We start from the raw sequence: 23,910 nt of genomic DNA on the forward strand, positions 1-23,910 counted from the left end.
TTGTCCTCTGCATAAGCCTAAACTACCCTGTGGGTCAGATGAACTCTGCATGCGAAATATAATTGCAGGGCTTAGCCTTTCTTCTTGCCGCTCATCCTGAGCTTGTCGAAAAACTCGATCTGTTTTTCCTTAAATTATCAGAAGCATTTATTGATATCGGGACATACATATACATCCTGAAAAATTGTTAAACAAATCAATTAATCAGGGGCATATGACTTCTATCACTTTTACAAATATGATGATATCTTCTTTCCGAGATTAAAAATGTGGCTCATTTGGCAGGAGCATTCTAGCAATATGAACCATATATCTGTTCACTCTCATAAAAATATCGGACTTAAAATCTGAATCTTAGTTACTGACTTATATTTCAGATCACATAAATACGGCTATAAGGAAAATACAGGTGTCAGAACTACGCTTAGCGGGAAACTACATTACTATAACAACTCCTCTTCTCGGTTATGGCCATTTACAAGTTGTACTCGTAAAAGAAGATGGAACTCAGTTAGAAAACGAAGTACAAGAACCGTATATAGAAGGCCACTTAATGTGGGAATACCCTAAGAATGAAAATCACACAGCTCCGTATTACTCTTTAGATGGCAATTCTAAGTATGCTTTTACAACATTGGATCTTGGCGACCGTAGCGCAGAAAGCGTCTGGGAAATACTTTCACAAGTCCGTAGTGAATTTATCGTGAAAGGTTCAAATATTTTGTATGGACTGAATAAGAATAGTAACTCCTACGCCACTTCGCTCTTATCCGTTATTGGAATTGACATCGACGATGTTCTCTCAGGAGCAACGCCAACTGATGTTGATGAATTTCCTGGCAAGGGGGTGAATGTGCTTAACCTGGAAAGTGATGCGTTTTCTTTAACATTAAATGGTAGTGGAGAAAATGACATAATTCGTACTGGCATCCGGGACGATATCGTCAATGGGAATGCAGGAAATGATACGCTTTATGGGGAAGCGGGGACTGACAGTCTTCATGGAGGAACAGGAAACGATTCACTTTATGGTGGAAAAGGCAATGACTATCTATATGGTGGGAATGATTTTGACACATATCACATTACGCCATCTGGCAGTGATATTTATACAATACACACTGCGCTATTTGCCGATGTTGACACAATCACAGATGAAGACGGCAAGGGTTTAATTTTTATTGGTGGATACAGTATCTTCGGCACCGCAATCCCTGTTACGGGCGGCACTGGCAGTAAACAGCTTTATGAAATTAGAAACAATAACGTTAAACTTGAATACGATACCGCATCAAAAGTACTGACCGTTTATGACTGGAATGGCAGAAGCACAAGCGATCGAATTATTATTAACGATTTTGATAGCGGTGAATTGCTTATCCATCTTGCAGCTACGACAACCGAACCAACACCAACACCAACTCCAACTCCGACTCCGACTCCGACTCCGACTCCAAAACCGCCTATTTTAGATCCAAGCACCGATGGGAATTCCAGCACTCTGTTATCCGTGCAGACAGTGAATAAAACCATTACCACTAACACTAAGATTCCGCTTTCAGATCTATTTCCGCGTAGTGGCTGGATCGACAATGATGGGGTGAAAGACATTGTGTCTTTTGCTGTTGCAGACAGAACCCTCGGCGGCGGATTTCTGGAAGTTAGTGGCGTACAAGCCGAAACAGGTAAAGTTTATGAATTCCCGATTTCCGATCTTGTGAATTGGTATTTTGTGGCCGGTCCAAATGCCGCAGTGGATGAGGTGGGTTTTAATATCATTCAGGCTAACGGCGACTGGAGTCCACGATTGGAACCTGGTGCGATTGTTACAACCACTGTTCCTACAAAACCCGACCCGAAACCTATTGTCCCTGGAACCGAACTTTCTCCGACAAGCGGAGGATCGAACCTTGCAGTACTGTCATTCGGTTCCACTTCATCGGGCGCTTCCTCGGGCGGTTCGGTCGAAGTGACTTATACAGTCAAAAATATTGGCGATAAAATAAGCGCAAAAGGTAAAGCAGACATCGTTTTGGCTACCACCGCGGATTTACAAAGTGGCCGGAAAGTTGGCGATGACTACAACATACCAGAATTGAAGCCAGGCGAAGAAAGGACTTATACACGCACTGTCGATGTTCCCATTTCAGGAAACGGTAATTATTTCCTGGGCGTAGATGTGCGTTCTGTTTCACTCGGTCATAATCTAATTGAGAGTGACGACACTGCTTCGATTCCTTTCAAGATTGGACCGGGTTTATCCGGAGACCCCGACCTTCACCCAGGTTTTAGCGATCCCAAGAAAATATTTTCTCAAAGTAATGCCGAGACAATCGGCTTTAACATCTCGACGAATGCCAATGGTTCGCCTCCCTATGACTACAGAGTCTTACTGTCGCGCGATGACGCAGCGTCATCCGACGATGTTGTTCTTGTTGACATGACAACGAGAAGTGGTCTTGGGAATAGTGGAACGCATTATTACGACAATACAGAAATTACGATCCCCAGCTACGTTCCTGACGGTTTATATCATTTAATTGTGGTAGCTGATCCGTTCGCAAGAATTTCTGAAACACAGGAAACCAACAACACTCGAGCTCGGCAAATTGTGGTAGTTTCTCGCCCAGCCGACGCCAACAAGCTTTCTATTGACTCGGCACAATAATACTTGAAATTTATGAATCGCCCCCCATCTTGTTGAAATGGAAAAAGACGACGCAAGATATTCGACGCTGGAGCAACTGCATGAACGGCGCAAGCAAGTGGTGCGGTTGCATCGCAAGGGCTACGGCGTGATGCAAATTGTTGAGCTCAGTGGGCTTTCGTATCCGACAGTTCGGTTTGCGATAGATCGGTATGAAGAAGGCGGATTTTCCGCCCTGAAGCCAGGGATGCGAGGCAAGCGTGCTGGTCAAGGGCGGGCACTGACAGAGGAACAGGAACAAGCCATCCGCAAGATCATTTGTGACAAGCGCCCGGAGCAACTGAAGATGGAATTTGCGCTGTGGAATCGGGCGGCGGTCATGCAACTGATAGAGAGGGAGTACAGCATCAAGCTGTCGGTGCGCGGCGTAGGCAACTATCTGTCACGTTGGGGTTTCACTCCCCAGAAGCCGATCAAGAAGGCCTATGAGCAGCGGCCTGAAGCCGTACAAGCCTGGCTCAACGAGCAATACCCGGAAATTGAGAAGCGCGCCAAGGCGGAAGGCGGCGAGATTCACTGGGGCGATGAAACTGCCTTGGTCAATACCGATGTGCGCGGTCGTTGCTATGCTCCGGCAGGCAAGACGCCAGTCACCTACGCGACTGGTGGTGCGCGACAGAAGCTATCGATGATTGCCGCAGTGACGAATCAGGGCAAAACACGCTGGATGATCATCGACGAGGCCTTCAACGCCGACAGGCTGATCGAATTCCTCGAAGCGCTGATCAAGGATGCCGGGAAGAAGGTATTCTTGATTCTCGACAATCTGCGGGTTCATCACAGCAAACAGGTCAAGGCATGGGTCGCTGAACGACAAGACAAAATCGAGCTGTTCTACCTGCCCAGCTATAGCCCGGAACTGAATCCGGAGGAACGCCTCAATGCCGACCTCAAGCATGCCATCGGGACGAAAGTGCCGGTGCGCACCAAGGCCAAACTCAAACTCGCTGCCACCGAACACATGGTTAAACTTGAACAATCACCCGAACGGGTCAAAAGCTTCTTTCAAGATCCGAGGGTCAAATATGCCGCTTGAAACTTCAAACTTAATCTGACCGGATCAATAACATTGTGGGTTCTCATGTTGTTGTTGAATCAGATATGATGGAAGCTCTCCAATCTTACAATATCAAGTCGTATGGATTTATGGATTCCATCGACGACGCGATCGAATTCACAAAAGATGATTCGCCGCTTCCCGTCGAAGTTATGCTGTATCTTTCCGAAGACAATATCTTTGATGCAAGCGACATACCGTTCAAAGGCGGTACCGAACTTATCGAAGCACCGACTGGCGAAATCCTGGAATATAGTACTACTTTCCCAATTCCACAGTGGATAGACAACGGCGACTACTACTTATTTTCCGTTTTTGATCCTGACAACCTAATTGCTGAGGATATTGAATCAGACAATGTAACGACTGGAACGAATGTAACCATCGTTAATAACCTTACAAGGACGATCACTGCTGCTAATGATGTTATTGATTTATCTGAGGGCAATTCGCTCTCAGTGAATATTCTTTCAAATGATAGGACTAGCATTGATCAGGAGATGATTGTTCAGCGATTTGAGGGTGACTTCGTTGGATCCGCCGCGCCGTTTATTGGCAAAATAAAAGGAGGCTTGGGCTATTCGATAGCTAGTGACGGTACTTTGAATCTGGATACATCAACCCTTAATTTCGATTTAATGCCTGGCGAGATTAGGACCGAGACTTTACGATATGAACTCAAAGCGACATCCGACGGCACTTCGGATCTAGGTGAAGTTACCATCAGCATACGCGACCCTAATTCCGATACCATTCGAGTCACTCCTGATGATGCAACAGTGAAAGAAACAGACGGCAAGATCGAGTTTGCCCTTACACGATCGGGTGGCAGGGTGAATACCGAAGAAACGATATACGTTACAACTACGCAGGAATATGGCAGTACCAACAATAGTGACTACACCAGCCTGTTGAAGCAACCATTCACTTTCAGTGCCAATGAGGCAACTAAAACTATTCCTGTCAATATTTTACCGGATAGCGTTACCGAATCCGACGAATCATTTGGCTTAATCATACAAGCCAACCCAACCGACCCAAGCTCAACTTTCCTCACTTCGACAACATTCACTATCCAAAACAGCACTGCGACCATCACAAAACCCACAGGTTTCATACCGGTTGGAGATGAAATTCTGGTGGATATCGCCACAAAGAATGATCAATCAGACCCGCAGGTTACCACGCTGCTAAATGGCGGATTTGTTGTGACCTGGAAGGATGTAAGCGATAAAGCTATAAAAGCACAGGCATTTGCAACGGACGGCAGCAGGATGGGGAATGCAATCCTGGTCAATACTGCGACGCAAAATAATAAATTGATGCCGCAAATTACCGCGCTTCCGGATGGTGGATTTGTGATTACCTGGAAAGACCAAATGCCAGGAATTGGAGGAGCAAGTGGCGATTCCAGTTTTGGAGCTATTAAAGCACAAGTATTCGACGCTGATGGCGGCAAAGTGAGTAGTGAGATTTTGGTCAATACTGCGACAGAAAGTGACCAGAGTTTCCCAAAGATCACCGCGCTGCAAAATGGTGGTTTTGTGATTACTTGGTATGATTTAAGTCAAGGCATTGGAGGCGCGAGCGGCGATTCTAACGATAGTTCCATCAAAGCACAGGCATTTGCGGCTGACGGCAGCAAATTAGGCGGTGAAATCTTGGTCAATACCGCAACGCAAAATACACAGTCGGACCCACAAATCACAGCACTGCGAGATGGCGGTTTTGCGATTACCTGGGTGGATTATAGTCATGGCATTGGAGGTGCAAGCGGCGATTCTAGCGATAGATCCATCAAAGCACAGGCATTTGCGGTTGACGGCAGCAAATCAGGCGGTGAAATCTTGGTCAATACTGCAACACAAAATTCTCAGGAAGCCATGCAGATTACGGCGTTATCAAATGGTGGTTTTGTAATTACCTGGAATGATTTTAGTTACGGTGTTGGAGGTACAAGCGGCGATTTCAGCGGCGGCATCAAAGCACAAGTATTCGCTGCTGACGGCAGCAAGGTTGGCAATGAGATTCTGGCTAATACCGCGACACATAATGGTCAGCATGATACGCAGATCACTTCACTGCCTGGTGGTGGTTTTGTGATTACCTGGGTGGATTATAGTCATGGCATTGGAGGTGCGAGCGGCGATTCTAGTGATACAGCCATAAAAGCACAGGTATTTACAGATGATGGCAGCAAACTAGGTGGTGAAATCTTGGTCAATACCGCGACGCAAAATGACCAGCAGTCTCCACAGATCACCGCGTTACCGGACGGAGGATTTGTAATTACGTGGATAGATTTTAGTCATGGCATTGGTGGTGCAAGTGGCGATTCTAGTGATATGGCTATTAAAGCACAGGCATTTACAGCTGACGGCAGCAAGTTAGGCGGTGAAATTTTAGTCAATACCGCGACGCAAAATGACCAGCGATATCCACAAACCGCCGCATTACCGGATGGAGGATTTGTAGTTGCTTGGATGGATAGCAGTCAAGATGAAGACACGACAGATAACTTTATTCCCTTTTTTGATATCTCTGGTTTTGCGATAAAGGCACAGGTTTTCAACGAAAATTTCACAGTATCGGCGGCCACTCCAGATCGATTATTTAATTGGGCTGAGAGCGCATTCGATAGTTTTTTCCCCAATCATACAATCTCACAAGAGGTTGAAGGTTTCTATGCTCGTATCTATGAAAACGGGAACATCCTAGGTGAACTAAATAATCATATTTACTTTTATGATAGTAACGCTATTACTATTAATCTTGTCGGTACGACAAATGATTTTCTTCCAGATGCGATAACAGCTGGATTCTAAATCTTTAAAGGTGTGACCATGCCGTTAATTTCAATCAACTTGGGATTTTTAGTAGTCTTGCAATGGGTATATTGACTCTTGTCAACGCTACGGCAGTGAATCAGAGTTTCGATGATTACCTGTTCAAAAAGTGACACCCTAAAAACGCTGGAACAAAATTGCGCCGGTATTCGCAACAAATAAACTCCCTGCCGCCAGCAAACCCGCTGCCTGCAGCGGGTTTGTGATTGCCAACTACTTCATGGAATGCAAACCGATCACGTTGCCTTCGGTATCGCGAATCATCGCGATAAATCCATATTGACCGATCGGCATTTTAGCTTGCACAACCTCTCCGCCCGATGATACGGCCCGGCCAGCTTCGACAGCACAATCGACGCATGAGAAATAAACCAGCACGCAATTGCCGCCAGAAGGTCCGTCCGCCATCTTAACCAACGCACCGGACGCTCCCGTGGAATTTTCGAACATCGGAAAGCTCCACAGCTCGACCGGCATATCCGCAGGCGTTTGCAAACGCTCGAGTTTGGTCTGAAAAACCGACTCATAGAATTGTTTTGCCCGCGCCATATCTTGCACATAGATTTCAAACCAGCCGACCGGATTTTGATTCATCGGTGTATCTCCTATTATTAATCAAGCACTGAACCCAACAACACCCCTGCGATCTTATGAGGCCCCTTTAACGCTCGCAATTTGCGCCTGGGATTCACAACCACATCATCAAACCCATTTCCAATGGGTTCGTCAGCAACGAATGGTGCGGATAAATCCGGATGAAATATTCCTGCTTACCGCACAATTCAGGCGTTAGTTTAAGCTCGAACAAATGCTCGCCGGAATCCTGCATCCCGGTAAATTCCAATTGAAAATGCTGAAAATTCTCTAGCCGGGTGGTCTTGAACTGACGGCAAATCAACAACTCGACGACCACATCTTCAGGGGCCAGATTGTTCAATTTTGCCGCCACTTTGAAATCCAGCGTTTCGTCGAAATAGATCCGTTCGCGAGGGGCATCCAGACGCCTCAGCGAAACCCCGGGCCAAGCTTGCCTGATCTTGGCTTTCCATGCCGCAATATTTTTAGCGCCGGAAAAACCCTCCGCAGCATATATAACCCCTTTTCTACTGGCGGACCGGTAGAATTTGCTGACATACTCGTCGACCATGCGGGTGGCATTATAACGAGGCAATATCGACTTCATCGAATGCTTGGCCATTTTTACCCAATTGGTCGAGTAGCCGAGTTTGCCGTAGTTGTAGAACAGCGGCACCACCTGATCCTGCAAAATTTCGTACAATGCGCGGCTTTCTTCTTTATCGCGCACCACGCCTTCCATCTCTGCCGAACCCGGCTTGATCGCCCAGCCGTTCTTACCGTCGTAACCTTCCCCCCACCAGCCATCGAGCACGCTTAAATTAATCGCACCGTTGATCCCCGCCTTCATACCGGAAGTGCCGCTGGCTTCCAGCGGATAAATCGGATTATTGAGCCAGACATCGACACCGGCGACCAGCCGCCGGGCTAAGCGCAGATCGTAGCCCTCGATCAATAACAGCCGCCCCTCGAATTCGGGGAAATTGGCAATTTGACTGATACGGCGGATCAAATCCTGACCCGGTACATCTGCCGGGTGCGCTTTACCGGCAAAAATCAGCAATACCGGACGTTCCTGATCGAGCACGATTTTTCGCAGCCAATCAAGATTCTCGAATAACAAAGTCGCCCGTTTATAAGTTGCAAAACGGCGTGCGAATCCAATCGTCAGCACACTGGGATTAATCGGATCGACAAACTTCAGCAACCGTTCAAGATGCGCTTCGGAGCCGCGATTTCTGGCATTCTGTTCGGTGATGCGCGAACGGATACCATAAAACATTTGCGATTTCAGTGACTGCCGCACGCTCCAGAACAAATGATCGGGAATTGCGTCGATGCGCGACCAATATTCGTCATCACACATTTTATTGCGCCATTCGTACCCCAAATAGCGATCGAACAAATCCGCCCATTCTTGCGCCAGAAATGTCGGCACATGTACGCCGTTGGTGACATAACTGATCGGATTTTCTTCCGGCTCGATTTGCGGCCATAAATCACGGCAAATATCTGCGGAAACGCCCCCGTGAATTTTGCTGACACCGTTGTGCGTGCGCGACCCGTGAATTGCCAAAGCCGTCATATTGAAATCCGGGCTTCCGGGAATATGGCCCAATGCCATGAATTCCTCATAAGAAATGTGCAAATCGCGGTAGAAGCTGTCGAAGTAAGTCTGAATCATCTCAGCGGGAAAATGATCATGTCCGGCCGGTACGGCGGTATGCGTCGTGAAAACCGTGTTGACCGCCACGCTTTCCAAAGCGCTGGAAAAATCGAGTCCCTGCTGCACCAGATTGTGGATACGTTCCAGAATCATAAACGCCGCATGACCCTCGTTGATATGCCACACAGTCGGCTGGATGCCCAGCGCATGCAAGGCTCGCGTGCCCCCCATGCCCAGAATGATTTCCTGTTCGATGCGCATGACTTTGTCACCGCCGTACAAATTGTGCGTGATGTTCCGGTCTTGCGGTGAATTTTCCGGCAAATCGGTATCCAGCAAATACAACATGACATGACCGATTCTAACTTGCCAGATTTTCGCGATGACTTGACGGCCCGGCAAGGGGACTTCGATTTGCATGAAAGAACCGTCCGGCCGAACAACCGGTGTCACCGGCAGATCCTCAAAATCGGATACGGTATACGTCACTTGCTGGTTGCCCAACCGGTCGATCGTTTGAAAGAAATAACCTTGACGGTAAAGCAAACCAATCGCGACAAAAGGCAAATGTAAATCGCTCGCCGCCTTGCAGTGATCTCCCGCCAGAATACCCAACCCGCCCGAATAGATCGGCAAGCTTTCGTGAAAACCGAATTCAAAACAAAAATAAGCGACCTGATCTTGCGGGTTTAAACTTTTGGAACCGTTCAACGCAGACGGCGCATCGTGGTAGGAATCGTAGGTTGACAGAATGCTGTTATACGATGCCATAAAAATACGGTCTTCCGTCGCCTTCAGCAGCACCGATTCGTCGACGCGCTTCAGAAAGGCTTTCGGGTTATGTCCGACTGCTTCCCACAAAATCGGATCCAACCGGGAAAACAGCGTGCGTGTCGCTCGATCCCAGCTATACCAGAGATTATTGGCTAATTCTTCCAATCGCTTAAGCCGCGGTGGTATTTTAGGATTTACAGTGATGGTGAAAGTGGTGCGCGGAAACATTTGAGTTCTCCAAAACTAAAAAAATGACCGGTAAACGCCAAGTTTATCGTATATCCCCCTTCAAGCCACTAGCAGGTCGTTGAAAAACGTTTTCGAGGCAGCCGATACAAGGCAAAAACAGGCAAAAAAGCGCAGTTTATGCGGTATAAATGAGCATTTTGAGCTTGTTTTTAACACCGTAGCGGCAATGCAGATAGTTTTTCAACGGCCTGCTAGGACTTGATCAGCTTTACTGATTCAACAGGCGTTGCGCTTCTTGTTGCGCGCCTAACAAGCCAACTTGCGGATTGGTAACGATATGCACCGGAATTTCGCGCAACAATGCGGAGAATCGTCCTTTGGCGCAAAATGCCTTGATAAAACCGCCCGAACACAGTACATCGGCAATTTTGGGGGCGATTCCGCCAGCGAGATAAACGCCGCCGCGGCATAATCCCGCCAACGCCAGATTACCGGCATACGCCCCATAAATTTCAGCAAACAGTTCCAGCGATTGAATCGCTACCGGGTGATGCTGCATCAGCGCCAATGCGGTAATGGCAGCACCGCTATCGTCTTCAAGCTCAATGGGAGCCGGGTGGAAATTGTCGATATCGTTTTGTTGCAAAAACCTGAAGATATTGGTCAACCCCGGCCCGGATAATAGGCGCTCAACCGATACATGACCCAGCCGGTGATGGAGCGCTTCCAATAATTGGATCTGCAAGGAATCGACTGGCGCAAAATCGATATGACCCGCTTCTGTAGGCAATGCGTGATAGCGGCCATGCAACCAGGCCAGCCATGCCACCCCCATGCCGGTTCCCGCCCCCAGAACAACACGCATGGCTTGCGGATGCGCTTGCCCGGCTTGTATTGTCAGCAAATCGCTGGACGGCACATGTTCAATCGCCATAGCAATCGCTTCAAAATCGTTGAGCAGCTTTACCACGGGAATTGAAAATTCCGATGAGAGGCTTTCGCTGCTGAATTGCCAGGATAAATTCGTCAGTCTCACCTGCTGATCGGCAATCGGTCCCGCCACCGCAAAGCAGGCCGCATGCGGCCGATTGGAAATTCCGGTTCGATTCAAAAAATCTTTCAGGATCTCGGAAAAGGACGTGAAATCGGCGCTATGATAGCGTTGAATCAACCGTTCTCGCCCATTGCCATCGGTTATTTCGACCAATTGCAAAATGGTTTTGGTGCCGCCAATATCGCCGCAAATCAGTTTTTTATTCACGCAAATTCAATCCTGCCAGTAGTCAAGAAGCGCTGCTCTACGAACAAAGATTCCTTTGGGACACACAAAATTGTATCCATCCCCGAGCATGTTGTTATTGTCTTTGCTGAAGTTTGACATACAATTAGTCGCGACAGTATTTTTTAATTGAAAAGATAGTGAATTCATTGATTATCGCTACAACCAATAACGCAGATCTCGAGCTCTTGCCCGCGATGGCAACGCGGCATGGCTGTATTACCGGCGCAACCGGCACCGGCAAAACCGTGACGCTGCAAAAAATGGCAGAAAGCTTTTCCAGTATCGGCGTGCCGGTTTTTATGGCCGATATTAAAGGCGATCTGACGGGTATCAGCAAACCCGGATCGCTGTCTGACAAACTGCGAACACGCCTGGAAAAATTGCAACTGAGCGAACCTATCTGGCGGGGCTTTCCGGTAACTTTATGGGATGTGCTGCAGGAAAACGGCCACCCGCTGCGCGCTACGATCTCAGATATGGGACCGTTGCTGCTATCGCGCTTGCTGAACCTGAATGAAACCCAGGAAGGCGTATTATCACTGGTTTTCAAAGTAGCCGACGATCACGGATTGCTCCTGCTCGATTTGAAAGACTTGCGCGCATTGCTGCAGTTTGCCGGCGACAATGCGGATGCGCTTAAAACCCAATATGGCAATGTCTCATCCGCTTCGATCGGAGCGATTCAGCGGGCCTTGCTGCAAATCGAAACACAGGGCGGTGACCGCTTCTTCGGCGAACCGATGCTCGCTATCGACGATTTAATGCAGACCATCGACGGTCAAGGCGTCATCAATATCCTCACTGCCGAAAAATTACTCAACTCGCCACGGCTTTACAGTTGCTTTCTGCTTTGGCTGTTATCCGAGCTATACGACCAACTGCCGGAATGCGGCGATCGTGACAAACCGAAACTGGTATTCTTTTTTGACGAAGCGCATCTGCTGTTCGATATGGCTTCGCCTGCGTTGCTGGAAAAAATCGAACAAGTCGTGCGCCTGATCCGCTCCAAAGGGATCGGTATCTATTTCGTCACGCAAAACCCGCTGGATATCCCGGAAAAGATCCTAGCGCAGCTCGGCAACCGCATTCAGCATGCGTTACGCGCGTTTACGCCGCGCGATCAAAAAGCGGTCAACGCCATTGCCGAGACCATGCGCCCCAACCCGCAGTTAAACGTCAAACAAGCGATCCTGGAACTGTCCGTCGGCGAAGCGTTGGTTTCGTTTCTCGATGCCGACGGTACACCGGGCATCACGCAACGCGCCTTCATCCTGCTGCCGGCCAGCCAAACCGGCCCTATTTCAACGCAGGAGCGCCAGCAATTGATGCAATCCTCGCTCGTCGCCGGTATCTACGATCAAGCCGTTGACCGTGAAAGTGCGTATGAAATCCTGCAAGCACGCGCTGGCGTTGAAAGTACCCGTGACGGATCATCCAAAACCACCGATCCTGCCAATGCCGCAAGTACAGGCATATTGGCCAATCTGGGTGATTTATTGCTGGGTTCGACCGGCAAACGCGGCGGGCGGCGCGAAGGAATGATCGATGCCTTCGCAAAAAGCGCAGCCCGTTCCGTCGGCTCTTCAATCGCGCGTGAAATCACTCGCGGCTTGCTCGGCTCGCTGCTCGGGCGAAAACGGCGTTAATCTTTTCCATTCTTTTATACTGCGTTCCGCTATGATCAATGTGACCGTACAACTGCTCGCAACACAACTGAATCAGCACTTCCGCCGCATCTATAACCTCGGCGAAGATGTTGTGGTGGTTTCCAATTTGCTGGAAATGGATGGCACCGTCGCCGCCAACGTCAATAACAAGCTGGTGATTTTTCTGGTCAATATCGAGAAGGATGCGGTTCCGTTCCGCAATGTCAATCTTCACGAAGTCGGCGACCGCGAGGTGCAAAGCAGCCTGCCGCTCTATTTCAACATCTACTTGATGATGACGGCCAATTTCACCGGCAACAACTATCCCGAAGCCTTAAAGTTCCTATCCAGCACCATTAGTTTTTTTCAGAAAAACCATGTGATCAGCCGTCAATCGGTGCCTGAACTGGATCCGCGCATCGAAAAGCTGATTCTGGATATCGAAAATCTCTCCATTCAGGACTTGAGCAATTTGTGGGGTGCTTTGGGCGGCAAATATCTCCCTTCGATTGTCTATCGCGTCCGCATGGTGGCTTTCGACGCCGAAGATGTCGTGGGCCGTACCGCGGTTGTCGGCGAACCTAAGCCGTTGGTTAAATAATTGTGATGAGACCTTTGCACGGTGTCATGAGCGGTACGAGAATAAGGCAAAAATTTGCGAAAAAGCGGAGTTTACACGAGGTAAATGAGCATTTTTCGCGAATTTTTAACGCAACTATCGTGCCGCGTAGTAACCATGCAAAGGTCTCATGATGTAAAAAAATCATGGACTGATCAGACTATTATGGGTACTTACCGTCCACTCTTCAGCATCACCGTCGAACACGCCTATTTCTCAGGGCACAGTTGCAAAATGCTCGAATTCGTTCCGACCGCATCCAGCCTCGCGTTGCTGCGCAATGCCGGCTTGCTGCTCAAATCTTCCGAAAGCGGTGTGGCAGTTTATTTCGATCACGACCATATCGACATTCTGCGTCTTCATGCCGCCGATAACCTGACATTGACTTTCAAAGTCTTTGCCAAAGACCCGAATTTTCTGCGCTACACAGCACCTGGCGCACCACCCGATCAGTCGGTGCTTTTTTTCGATAACCACGCAATCAACCGAGACGATGCAGGCAAACAATTGCTGCATAGCAGATCAACGGTTGCGGAGGATTCATGGGCTGATGTCGCGGCTGAACCATTGGCAAGCATTTTGGACCGCAAGGATCTATTCGTAAAGCCAGTATTCATCGTGCAAATGAACATCAGCGCCGATGCGCAGGGATTGTGCTCGGACCAGTTGGATGCGGCGGCGCGCAAATTCTTCATCCGTTTCGACGCCAACCAGACATTCTGGAATTACTACGTACTCGGCGAACTGTCGAAACGCGCAATCTACATCGCCGACTTGGATAATAGAGTGCAATTCAAATCCATCGGCAACGTAAGGTTGCCAGGACAGCGTGAAGCACTCGTGCTGCAATCATCCGCCGCCATTCCGATGCAAGAGCACTCGCGCTATCGCTTGCAACTCAGGGAATCCGGGAACATGAGTGACAAAGTGCTGATCAAGCGCTTGCCGAATGCCAGCATCGACCAGACCTTCAGCGAAATGGTGAATGGCAAGATGGAGAATGTATCGGAGATTTTTGTCAACTAAGGAAATACTGATTAATTGACTGCACGAACGAATCACTTCGTTGCACGGTACTCGCTCACTCGCCTATCTTGTTGATATGTCTCGGTTGCTGCGTTCCGTGCGCCTCGTGCTTCATTTCGTTCGCCGGATTAATCAGCATTTCCCTAAGCGTCTTCTGCGGGCGCAGCCTTTCCCCGCCGCCGCGCATGATACCGCTCCAGCCATTTCAGCAATCGTTGCGGCGCATGCGCGCGTTTCCAGGCACCGGCTGCGTATTTATTCGCTTCCGGCCAGGTCGGGTAAGCGTGAATGGTCCCCAGAATCTTGTTTAAACCCAATCCGTGTTTCATTGCCAGCACAAATTCCGCCAGCAAATCGCTGGCATGCTTGCTGACAATGCTGACACCGAGGATACGATCGCTGCCCGGTACGGTCAGCACTTTGACAAAGCCATACGTGGCTTCATCGGCGATAGCGCGATCCAACTCAGAGAGATCAAAACGTGTCACTTCGTACGCAATATGCCGTTCTTGCGCTTCCTTTTCCGACAATCCAACTCGCGCGGCTTCCGGATCGGTGAAAGTCACCCACGGAATCACCGAATAATCGATCTTGAAGCGTTTGAGCGAACCGAACAACGCATTCACCGAGGCATACCACGCCTGATGCGCGGCGGTGTGCGTGAACTGATACGGACCGGCAGCATCGCCGCACGCGACAATATTGGGATAAACGGTTTGCAGCCAACCATTGGTTTCGATCGTGCGCTGCGGGGAAATCCCAATGCCGAGTTGTTCCAGACCGAAACCTTCGGTGCGCGCCACGCGGCCAACCGCGCATAACAGCGCATCAAACGGCAGTTTCATTTCTTCGCCGTCTTGCTTACGTATCGCCAAGTATTGCGCGTCGTCTTGCTGCTCGCAATACAGCGTCTCGGTATGCGTCAACAGGGTCACACCATCGACTTGTAGCGCCGCCTTTACCAGCACCACGGCATCGGAATCTTCACGCGGCAACAAATCGCTGCGGACAATTTGCGTAACAGTACAATCCAACCTTGCAAACGCTTGAGCCAATTCACATCCAACCGGACCGCCGCCCAATACGATTAGTCGCTGCGGCCGTTCGGTCAATGTCCAGATGGTATCGGAAGTGTAGTAACGCACGGCTTGCAATCCGGGTATGTCCGGCACCAGCGGACGCGCACCGGTCGCAATGACGATGGCACGTGTCGTCAGCGTTTGACCGTTCACCGCCACCGCCCACGGCGATACGATGGTTGCGTCGCCGTGCAGCACTTCCACGCCGAGATCAGTGTAACGTTCCACTGAGTCATGTGGCTCGACGGCTTTGATCACCCGTTGCACCCGCGCCATTACATCCGCAAAGTCATAGGTCACATCGGCTTGTTGAATTCCCAGCGTAGCGGCATTTCTTGCTTGCTGTAAAAATGTGGCAGTACGAATAAGCGCTTTGGATGGCACACAGCCGTAATTAAGGCAATCGCCGCCCATCTTGTGGCGTTCGATCAGCGTTACTTTGGCACGTGCCGCGGCAGCGATATAGGCGCTAACCAATCCCGCGGCACCGGCGCCGATGACCACCAGATTCCGGTCAAAGTGCGCGGGCTTCGGCCAGCGCGCATACAACCGCTGGATCTTAACTTGTTCAATACCCCAGCGCGCCAACCATGGGAACAAAGCCAGCAGCGTAAATGACACTATCAGTCCCGGCGACATCACATCCGACAATTGGTTGATGGTCGCTAATTGCGTCCCTGCATTCACATACACGACTGTTCCGGCGAACATTCCGATCAAACTAACCCAGAAATACGTAATGCTGGGTAAAGTGGTCAATCCCATCAGCAGATTGATCAGAAAGAACGGAAAAACCGGTGCCAAACGTAGAGAAAATAAATAGAACGCGCCATCGCGCTCGAGGCCTTTGCTGACCGTTGCCAAGCGATCGCCGAAGCGCCGCTGCACAGCATCGCGCAACAAATACCGCGCCATCCAGAATGCCAACGTGGCGCCAATGGTTGCCGAGATCAACACCACCGGCACCCCGATCCATACCCCGAACAGAGCGCCGCCAGCCAAGCTCATAACTGCCGCACCGGGAAACGACAAGGCCGCCATGACGATATAGATGACCGAAAACATACCGATCATCGCGAATGGATCATCCTGATATGCTCGCAGTAAGGCCTCACGCTGCTGTGCCAGCATTTTCAGCGTGAAAAAACGCTCGAAATCCAAAACAAAAAATAAACCGATCAGTAAGCCCAGAAAAATCAGCAGCCACCCACGGTGTCTCATTGTTTAACGCTTCATTTCACTGCAAGTCGCGCCAAACTGAAAACAACTATAACAGCGGTGATGTTTCATGCTGACCGGTACTTGCAGGCTTTCGGCCAATGTTTCTCCGAGCGCGTAATCGGCATCGTCATCGACCAGCGTGCAGGCATACACTTTGCATTTACCGCCGTTTTTCACCACCATGCGGCTGAAAGCGCACATAAACCCGCGGCGTGTTTTCTCCGTGAGGTAATCGGTCATGCAGCTTTGGGTGATCTGTGGCGCAGTGACGGTAATGCCGGGCGGATAAAATTCGGGAAACTCGATGCGCGGCAGATCCGCCGGCAAACCGGCTCCACAAAAAACTTCCGCAAAGCATTTCGCTACTTTATTAGGCGACATCCCGGCAATTTTCTGGCTCGCAACCGATACGCTGAAGCCCATCGCACGTAATGCTTTCAGTCCGTCCAAAGCCATTGAAAACATCCCTGCTCCGCGATTTTTATCATGCGCTTCCGCTGAAAAATGATCGAGACTGATACGGAAATGCAATGGCTGCGGAGATTCGAGTAAAGCATGCAATTGCGGCAAGCGCTTCATCAAAGGTTCGGTAGCGTTGGTCAATACCATGCAGGGCCGATGCTGCAACGCATAATCCAGTATATGAATCAAATCCTTGTTTATGAACGGCTCACCACCGGTAAAGGAAAATTGCTTGACGCCCAGCGTCAAGGCTTCATCGATAAAAGGCTTGGCATCGTCAAAGCGCATCAATTGCAAGCGGTCATCGCCGGGTTTCGAGCCTTCCAAGCAAAAAGGACACGACAAATTGCAGGCCGTGCCGGTATGCAACCACAACTCATCCAACGCATGGGCGCGAATATAGCCACGCGGCTTTTCATCGGCTGTCACATACCAGTATTTGGAACGCGAAAGCTGATTGCCGCCAACGGGAAAACCGGTCGCTTCCATATTCAACAACACCCGCCTTTCTGTTGTCCCGTTGCAATTTCGGCGAATGGAATACCCATGCCGCAACCGGGAAAAATACCAAAATGCCGGTCAAAATCACCGTAAAAATCAAAATGCTTGATGAAACGCGTATCGTGCAGCATACGCCAGGTATTGCCGCAAACCGGGAATTGCCTGCCGGTTTCGATAACATGATGTTTATCCAGCCGGAAAGCATGCGCATGGTACGGAATGGTGCCGCGATACACCACGGATTGTCCGTGATCTTCACAGGCCAATTCCAGATCGTGCAGTTTAAACAAGCGGTAAGTCGCGGAATAAAAGCGGATATTGCCGGTTTTCTCCGCCAACGCCGGATTATCGATCGTAACCGGGCGGTCATCGACCAGGCGCGGATCGGTAAAACCGTGCTTGCGCGCCAATTGCAAAAAATCGTTCCAATATAATGCGCCGCTCAGGCATTCGCCGTATAGCACCGGATCGCGCGTCAACGCCACCGGAATACGCCGGTCGCTGTAAACATCGGAAAAATATAATTCACCGCCCGGTTTCAGCACGCGAAACGCCTCACGCAATACCGCCGCTTTATCCATTGCCAGATTGATGACACAATTCGATACGATCAAATCCACGCTGGCATCGGCCAGCTCAAGTTCGTCCAGGCGTTCAATGTCGCCATGCAGAAAGCGCACGTTGCCACGCTTGTAGCCGAATGCTTTTTGATGGTATTTCTCATGCCGGCGCGCGACCGCGAGTTGCGCCTCGGTCATATCCACGCCGATCACTTGTCCCTTTTCCCCAACCAGTTGCGACAGCACATAGACATCGCGCCCTGCGCCGCAACCCAAATCGAGAATCGTCAATCCCTCCAGAAGCTCCGGCAGCACCAGGCCGCAACCGTAATAACGCGCCAGCACTTCGGTGTGCACCCGCGCCAACAACGGTCTGACAAAATGCGGCAACGCAGCATCGGTGCAACACGCATTGGTCTGCAGATCCTGGCTGCTAGTCAGCGTTTCGCTGTAATATTTTTGCACCGCTTCTTGCATGGTGATCCTTTCAATCGAGAATTTTTCATCATTATGAGACCTTTGCACGATGTCATGAGCGGTACGAGAATAAGGCAAAAATTTGCGAAAAAGCGGAGTTTACACGAGGTAAATGAGCATTTTTCGCGAATCTTTAACGCAATTATCGTGCCGCGTAGTAACCGTGCAAAGGTCTCATTATGTCATTCACGAACCATTTTTAGAATGGTAACGTGCGACCAAATCCTGCGGCGCCGCACCGCTCATGAATCTCAACGCCAGCAAGCGATTTTTCAAGCTGCGCCGCCACCAGCCGTCGCGTTGCCAACGGCGCGAATCGACAAAAACTGGCTCCGGCAACGCTACAAACCGTCCCAAACGCCGCGCTGCTTTCACTAAAGGCACTTCTTCGAACAACGGCCAGGACGCATGGCCGCCGGCTTGATGATAAACCATCCGCTGCATGAAAATTCCCTGATCGCCATAGGGTACGCCCAAACGGCAACGCAACGCGATGGCCGGTTCCAGAATCGCCGCCGGCCATGCCCGCTGCCCGGCAAAACGGAACCGGAAATAACCGCCGATCGCGCCGCGTTGAATCGCCGCAACCATCATCGGCAACGGATCCGCTGCTAGTTGCGCATCGGCATGCAGAAACCATATCACATCGCCCCGGGCTTGCGCCGCACCGATGCCGAGTTGCAATCCGCGGCACGGTTCGGTGATCAACCGGATTACCGCCGATTGCTCGCAAAGCTGCGCACAACGGATACTGTCCGCCGCATCGACAACGATGATCTCGTCAGGCTGATGCGGCAACCGCCGCAATTGCTCCAGCAAGCGCGCCAATGGCGTCTCGTCGCGATAGCACGGTATCACGATGCTGAATTTAAACACCCTCCCCACCCCATTCTGAAACAATTCCATTCACCCGCTGCAGCAACTCGCGCCGAGCAGGCCGCGGATCCTGTCGCAACGAAGCTGCCAACTTCACGACATCCTCCCACTCATCCACATCGTAACCATGCCCAACCGCGCTAACCGAATGGCCGGCCTGACGGCACAATCCGGTCAAAGCTTCCCTCAGCCGATTCGAGCTCCAGGGCAAGGCCGACATATCCGGCCAAGGCTTGCGACTCGCCATCAGCACCACGCCGCCGTCAGCCGCTGGAATTAACGCAACATCTGCGTGCCGCAGCGCATCCCGTGCCGCTGCATAATCGGTTGCGAGCAACCCCGGCGCGTCGCTGCCGATAAAAAACAAGTGGCGCATGCCTTGCGACCGCAACGTGCGATCCAACGCGTTCAACCGCTGCCCGAGATTGCCCGCTGTTTGCGGCACTACCATAACCGTAGAAGCATGAGCGATGGGTAACGAACGCGCCCAATCCGCATCCTCTGCATGAGCGGGTGCAAGCGCGACCGGCCCCGGCCATTCAGCCGCATCTTCCAATGCGCACGCCAGCAGCGCATCTGCAATCTGAAACGCCTTTTCTTGTCCCAGCCTCGCGGCCAAGCGTTGTTTGCCGGTACCCGGCGCAGGCCGCTTGCAGACCAAAACAAGCGTATTTTTATTCAAGATGGAATGTTGCAATTTAGAAAAATGTCATTAAACTAAAATACGGTTAATTACTTTAAACATCGCCTATTTCCTTCAAAACAGCATGGTTTTTTCACTTTAATCACCGATTCCATAACATTCCGGTCAGCAAAAGTGACTTTTGTCCCGATTTGTTATCGTCTAGCAAGTTCAAGGCGTTATAATACCGGTCAATAACTGAGTAAATTGCTAAACAATAGAATATGTCACAACCCTTATTCCAAAGAACACCGCTGCTCGATGGCGACGATATCAACCTGAAACGTGAAGAGATCCGCAATTATTTCCACACCACGCTGGATCGCTACGAGCAACTTTTCGAAACATTGCGTAATGACGAAGCTTATTATAAAAAACCGATCTCATTGCGCCATCCGCTAATTTTTTATTTGGGCCATACCGCCACATTCTTCGTCAACAAGCTGATTCTCGCCGGTTTGATCGGTGAACGCATCAATCCGCGATTGGAGTCGATTTTTGCCGTTGGCGTCGACGAAATGAGCTGGGACGATCTCGACAGCACGCATTACGATTGGCCGACGGTCGACGAAGTGCTCGCCTACCGGAAATCCATGCGCGCGCTGGTAGACAAACTGATTTCAACGATGCCGTTGGTCTTGCCGATCACCTGGGAAAGTTCGTGGTGGCCGATTGTGATGGGCGTCGAACACGAGCGTATCCACCTCGAAACGTCGTCCGTATTGATCCGCCAGCACGCCCTGCATTTCGTGCAGCCGCACCCGGACTGGCAGCCGTGCCGCAAATCCGGCGCCGCGCCGCAGAATTCACTGGTGCCGGTTGCCGCCGGAACAATCACGCTGCATAAAACCAAAACCAATCAGCAGCATTACGGCTGGGATAACGAATATGGCCTGCACACCGCCGACATCGCCGCTTTTCAAGCCAGCAAATATCTGGTCAGCAATCAGGAGTTTCTGGCGTTCGTCGAAGCCGGTGGCTATCGCACCGACAGTTATTGGCAGGAAGAAGGCCGCTCGTGGCGGCAATTCACGCAAGCCGAGCACCCAACGTTTTGGGTTAAAAAAGGTAGCGATTGGCACTTGCGCTTAATGACCGAAGAAGTGCCGATGCCGTGGGATTGGCCGGTCGAAGTCAATTATCACGAAGCGAAAGCGTTCTGTAATTGGAAAGCCGCAACGACGAAACAACCGGTGCGGTTGCCGACCGAGGACGAATGGTACCGGCTGTACGATGTTGCCGGTTTGAGCGAAGTACCGTTCGAGCGCAAAGCCACAGGCAATCTACACTTGGATTACTACGCGTCGAGCTGTCCGGTCACCGAATTTGCGCACGGCGAATTCTTCGACATCGTCGGAAACGTCTGGCAGTGGACCGAAACACCGACCTACCCGTTCGAGGGTTTCGACGTGCACCCGCTGTACGACGACTTCACCACGCCGACGTTCGACAACCAGCACAACCTGATCAAAGGCGGTTCGTGGATCGCCTGCGGCAACGAGTCGATTCGCAGCTCGCGCTACGCGTTCCGCCGGCATTTCTTCCAGCACGCCGGTTTCCGCTATGTGGTATCGGACGCACCGGCGACATTGCCGACATCGAATTATGAAACCGATAAATTGCTATCGGAATACGCCGAGTTTCACTACGGCGACACCTACTTCGACGTACCGAATTTCTCCAAAGCGCTGGCGGAAATCGCCATCGCCGCGATGGGCAACCGGCCTAAACGCACCGCGCTGGACTTGGGCTGTGCCTCCGGCCGCTCGACGTTCGAGCTGGCAACAGTATTCGATCACGTCACCGGCATCGATTTTTCCGCGCGCTTCATCGGCCAAGGCGTACAACTCGTGCAACAAGGCATTTTGCGCTATACGCTGACCGACGAAGGCGAATTGGTGTCGTACAAGGAACGCACGCTGAGTAATTTAGGACTCGATCACGTCAAGCACAAGGTCGAATTCTTCCAGGGCGACGCTTGTAACCTGAAGCCGATTTTCACCGGCTACGACCTGATACTCGCCGCCAATTTGATCGACCGCCTCTACGATCCGGCCAAATTGCTCACCGGCATCCACACCCGCATCAATCCGGGCGGATTGTTGATGATCACGTCGCCGTATACCTGGCTTACCGAACACACCAAAAAAGAAGCATGGATCGGCGGGTTCAAGCGCGACGGTGAGAATTTCACCACGCTTGACGGCCTGAAAGAAATGCTCGGTCAGCACTTCCGTTTGATTCAAGGCCCGCAGGCGGTACCGTTCGTAATCCGCGAAACCAAGCGCAAATTCCAGCACACGCTGGCGGAAGTCACGATCTGGGAGCGCATCGCTTGAGCGACGCGTTCGATTTCGACCGGGAAATCGATCGCACAGGCACGCACAGCGTCAAATACGACAACCGCCTTGCGATGTTCGGCAAGGCCGATGTCATTCCCGCGTGGGTGGCGGACATGGACTTCGCCGCCCCGCCTGCCGTCACGCAAGCGCTGATTGAGCGCGCGCAACACCCGATCTACGGTTACACGCTGTTTCCCGATAGCCTGTACGAGGCATTGATCGACTGGCTGCAACGGCGGCACGGCTGGACGGTGCAACGCGACTGGATCGTGATGTGTCCCGGCGTGGTGCCGTCGATCAACGCCGCCGTGATGGCGCTGACGCAACCGGGCGACGCCATCATCATCCAGCCGCCGGTGTATTTCCCGTTTTTCTCCGCCGCCACGCAAACCGGCCGCAAGCTGATCCCAAACCCGCTGCGGCTCGACAACGACCGCTACACCATCGACTTCGACCACCTGGAACAATGCGCTCGGCAAGCCAAATTCCTGCTGCTGTGCTCGCCGCACAACCCGGTCGGGCGCGTGTGGGAACCGGAAGAATTGGAACGATTGCTGCAACTCGCCGCAACGCACGATCTGGTGGTTTTCTCCGACGAAATCCACCACGACCTGCTCTACCCCGGCCAGCAGCACCATGTGCTCGCCGCGCGGGCAACGGACCAACACACTGTCATCACCGCCGTCGCACCGAGCAAAACCTTCAACATCCCTGGGCTGAATCTGTCGGCGCTGATCGTTCCCGATAAAACCATGCGCAACGCGATCAATCAAGTATTCAACAGCCTGCACGTCAGCGCCTCCAACCCGTTCAGCGTCACCGCCTTTGAAGCCGCCTACCGTGACGGCGAAGCCTGGCTGGAAGCACTAAAAATTTATCTGCGCGACACGCGCGATGTTGTCGAATCGTATCTCGTCGACCATCTACCAGAAATCAAAGTGATCCCAACCGAAGGCACCTACCTGCTATGGCTCGACTGCCGCGCCATGAATCTGATCGACACCGAACTCAAGCACTTCTTCATCCACCAAGCCGGTGTCGGCCTCAACCCCGGCGTGCAATTCGGCCAGGAAGGCAGCGGGTTTATGCGGTTGAATATTGGGGCACCGAGGAAAACGGTATTGCGGGTGCTGGAAAATATCAGACTGGCTATGCGCTGATAGCGTCACGTTACCCAACTTATAGATATAATCCAGTTTGGCATGATGTCAACCAAACTGGATAATTCGGTCAGAAAATAAGGGGATAGCATGAATGATATCGTATGGAATTCCATTGGTGACGTACATTTCGGATGCCCTATTCTGGTTGGGCTTGGGCAT

The 23,910-nt window shown here is 51.0% G+C and carries 16 protein-coding genes; 8 read left to right on the top strand and 8 right to left on the bottom strand.

The window, feature by feature from the left end; genetic code table 11:
* Window positions 1-409 precede the first annotated feature (409 nt).
* From ACV7NC_RS07200 to ACV7NC_RS07210, 3 genes are read left to right on the top strand one after another with little or no spacing between them, the layout of a single operon-like run.
* Window positions 410-2,668 (top strand): hypothetical protein, encoded by a 2,259-nt coding sequence (locus ACV7NC_RS07200; RefSeq protein ID WP_458151852.1) that lies wholly within the window; start codon window positions 410-412, stop codon window positions 2,666-2,668.
* A 37-nt stretch (window positions 2,669-2,705) separates the two neighbouring features.
* Window positions 2,706-3,743 (top strand): IS630 family transposase, encoded by a 1,038-nt coding sequence (locus ACV7NC_RS07205; protein WP_458151853.1) that lies wholly within the window; start codon window positions 2,706-2,708, stop codon window positions 3,741-3,743.
* A 35-nt stretch (window positions 3,744-3,778) separates the two neighbouring features.
* Window positions 3,779-6,589: a Calx-beta domain-containing protein gene (locus ACV7NC_RS07210; protein WP_458151854.1), complete on the top strand. Its 2,811-nt coding sequence runs from the start codon at window positions 3,779-3,781 to the stop codon at window positions 6,587-6,589.
* 234 nt (window positions 6,590-6,823) lie between these two features.
* On the opposite strand, the gene ACV7NC_RS07215 is transcribed toward ACV7NC_RS07210, so the two are convergent.
* From ACV7NC_RS07215 to ACV7NC_RS07225, 3 genes are all read right to left on the bottom strand, one after another.
* On the bottom strand, window positions 6,824-7,204 hold the full coding sequence (locus ACV7NC_RS07215; protein WP_458151855.1) for a VOC family protein: 381 nt from the start codon (window positions 7,202-7,204) through the stop codon (window positions 6,824-6,826).
* 94 nt (window positions 7,205-7,298) lie between these two features.
* Window positions 7,299-9,854, bottom strand: coding sequence for an alpha-glucan family phosphorylase (glgP, locus tag ACV7NC_RS07220; protein ID WP_458151856.1), 2,556 nt, complete (start codon window positions 9,852-9,854; stop codon window positions 7,299-7,301).
* A 229-nt stretch (window positions 9,855-10,083) separates the two neighbouring features.
* Complete coding sequence (locus tag ACV7NC_RS07225) at window positions 10,084-11,076, bottom strand: glucokinase (protein ID WP_458151857.1); 993 nt, start codon at window positions 11,074-11,076, stop codon at window positions 10,084-10,086.
* Window positions 11,077-11,231: 155 nt separating this feature from the next.
* On the opposite strand from ACV7NC_RS07225, the gene ACV7NC_RS07230 reads away from it, so the two are divergent.
* The 3 genes from ACV7NC_RS07230 to ACV7NC_RS07240 all read left to right on the top strand — a co-directional run bounded on the left by ACV7NC_RS07230 (window position 11,232) and on the right by ACV7NC_RS07240 (window position 14,388).
* A complete protein-coding gene (locus ACV7NC_RS07230; protein ID WP_458154866.1) occupies window positions 11,232-12,743 on the top strand; it encodes a helicase HerA-like domain-containing protein in 1,512 nt (503 codons plus the stop codon).
* Between the two features lie 31 nt (window positions 12,744-12,774).
* Window positions 12,775-13,344 carry a DUF4255 domain-containing protein gene (locus ACV7NC_RS07235; protein WP_458151858.1) on the top strand — a complete coding sequence of 190 codons (570 nt, stop codon included), beginning with the start codon at window positions 12,775-12,777 and terminating at the stop codon, window positions 13,342-13,344.
* Window positions 13,345-13,527: 183 nt separating this feature from the next.
* The gene (locus ACV7NC_RS07240) at window positions 13,528-14,388 is read left to right on the top strand and encodes a hypothetical protein (protein ID WP_458151859.1); all 861 of its coding nucleotides are present in this window, start codon (window positions 13,528-13,530) and stop codon (window positions 14,386-14,388) included.
* A 143-nt stretch (window positions 14,389-14,531) separates the two neighbouring features.
* Here the strand turns inward: ACV7NC_RS07240 and ACV7NC_RS07245 are convergent, their stop codons facing one another.
* The 5 genes from ACV7NC_RS07245 to ACV7NC_RS07265 all read right to left on the bottom strand — a co-directional run bounded on the left by ACV7NC_RS07245 (window position 14,532) and on the right by ACV7NC_RS07265 (window position 20,246).
* A complete protein-coding gene (locus ACV7NC_RS07245) occupies window positions 14,532-16,688 on the bottom strand; it encodes an FAD-dependent oxidoreductase (RefSeq protein ID WP_458151860.1) in 2,157 nt (718 codons plus the stop codon).
* Window positions 16,689-16,691: 3 nt separating this feature from the next.
* Window positions 16,692-17,639: a radical SAM protein gene (locus ACV7NC_RS07250; RefSeq protein WP_458154868.1), complete on the bottom strand. Its 948-nt coding sequence runs from the start codon at window positions 17,637-17,639 to the stop codon at window positions 16,692-16,694.
* Window positions 17,640-17,641: 2 nt separating this feature from the next.
* Window positions 17,642-18,688 (bottom strand): methyltransferase domain-containing protein, encoded by a 1,047-nt coding sequence (locus tag ACV7NC_RS07255; RefSeq protein WP_458151861.1) that lies wholly within the window; start codon window positions 18,686-18,688, stop codon window positions 17,642-17,644.
* A 186-nt stretch (window positions 18,689-18,874) separates the two neighbouring features.
* Window positions 18,875-19,594: a TIGR04283 family arsenosugar biosynthesis glycosyltransferase gene (locus ACV7NC_RS07260; RefSeq protein ID WP_458151862.1), complete on the bottom strand. Its 720-nt coding sequence runs from the start codon at window positions 19,592-19,594 to the stop codon at window positions 18,875-18,877.
* A complete protein-coding gene (locus tag ACV7NC_RS07265; protein WP_458151863.1) occupies window positions 19,557-20,246 on the bottom strand; it encodes a TIGR04282 family arsenosugar biosynthesis glycosyltransferase in 690 nt (229 codons plus the stop codon). The genes ACV7NC_RS07260 and ACV7NC_RS07265 overlap by 38 nt, the downstream gene beginning before the upstream one ends.
* 224 nt (window positions 20,247-20,470) lie before the next feature.
* Here ACV7NC_RS07265 and ovoA point away from each other — a divergent pair, with 224 nt between their 5' ends.
* Both ovoA and ACV7NC_RS07275 read left to right on the top strand, forming a co-directional pair.
* Window positions 20,471-22,585, top strand: coding sequence for a 5-histidylcysteine sulfoxide synthase (gene ovoA, locus ACV7NC_RS07270; protein ID WP_458151864.1), 2,115 nt, complete (start codon window positions 20,471-20,473; stop codon window positions 22,583-22,585).
* The gene (locus tag ACV7NC_RS07275; RefSeq protein ID WP_458151865.1) at window positions 22,582-23,748 is read left to right on the top strand and encodes a MalY/PatB family protein; all 1,167 of its coding nucleotides are present in this window, start codon (window positions 22,582-22,584) and stop codon (window positions 23,746-23,748) included. The genes ovoA and ACV7NC_RS07275 overlap by 4 nt, the downstream gene beginning before the upstream one ends.
* The last annotated feature ends 162 nt before the right edge of the window (window positions 23,749-23,910 follow it).

The sequence above is a fragment of the Nitrosomonas limosa genome, assembly GCF_054188085.1.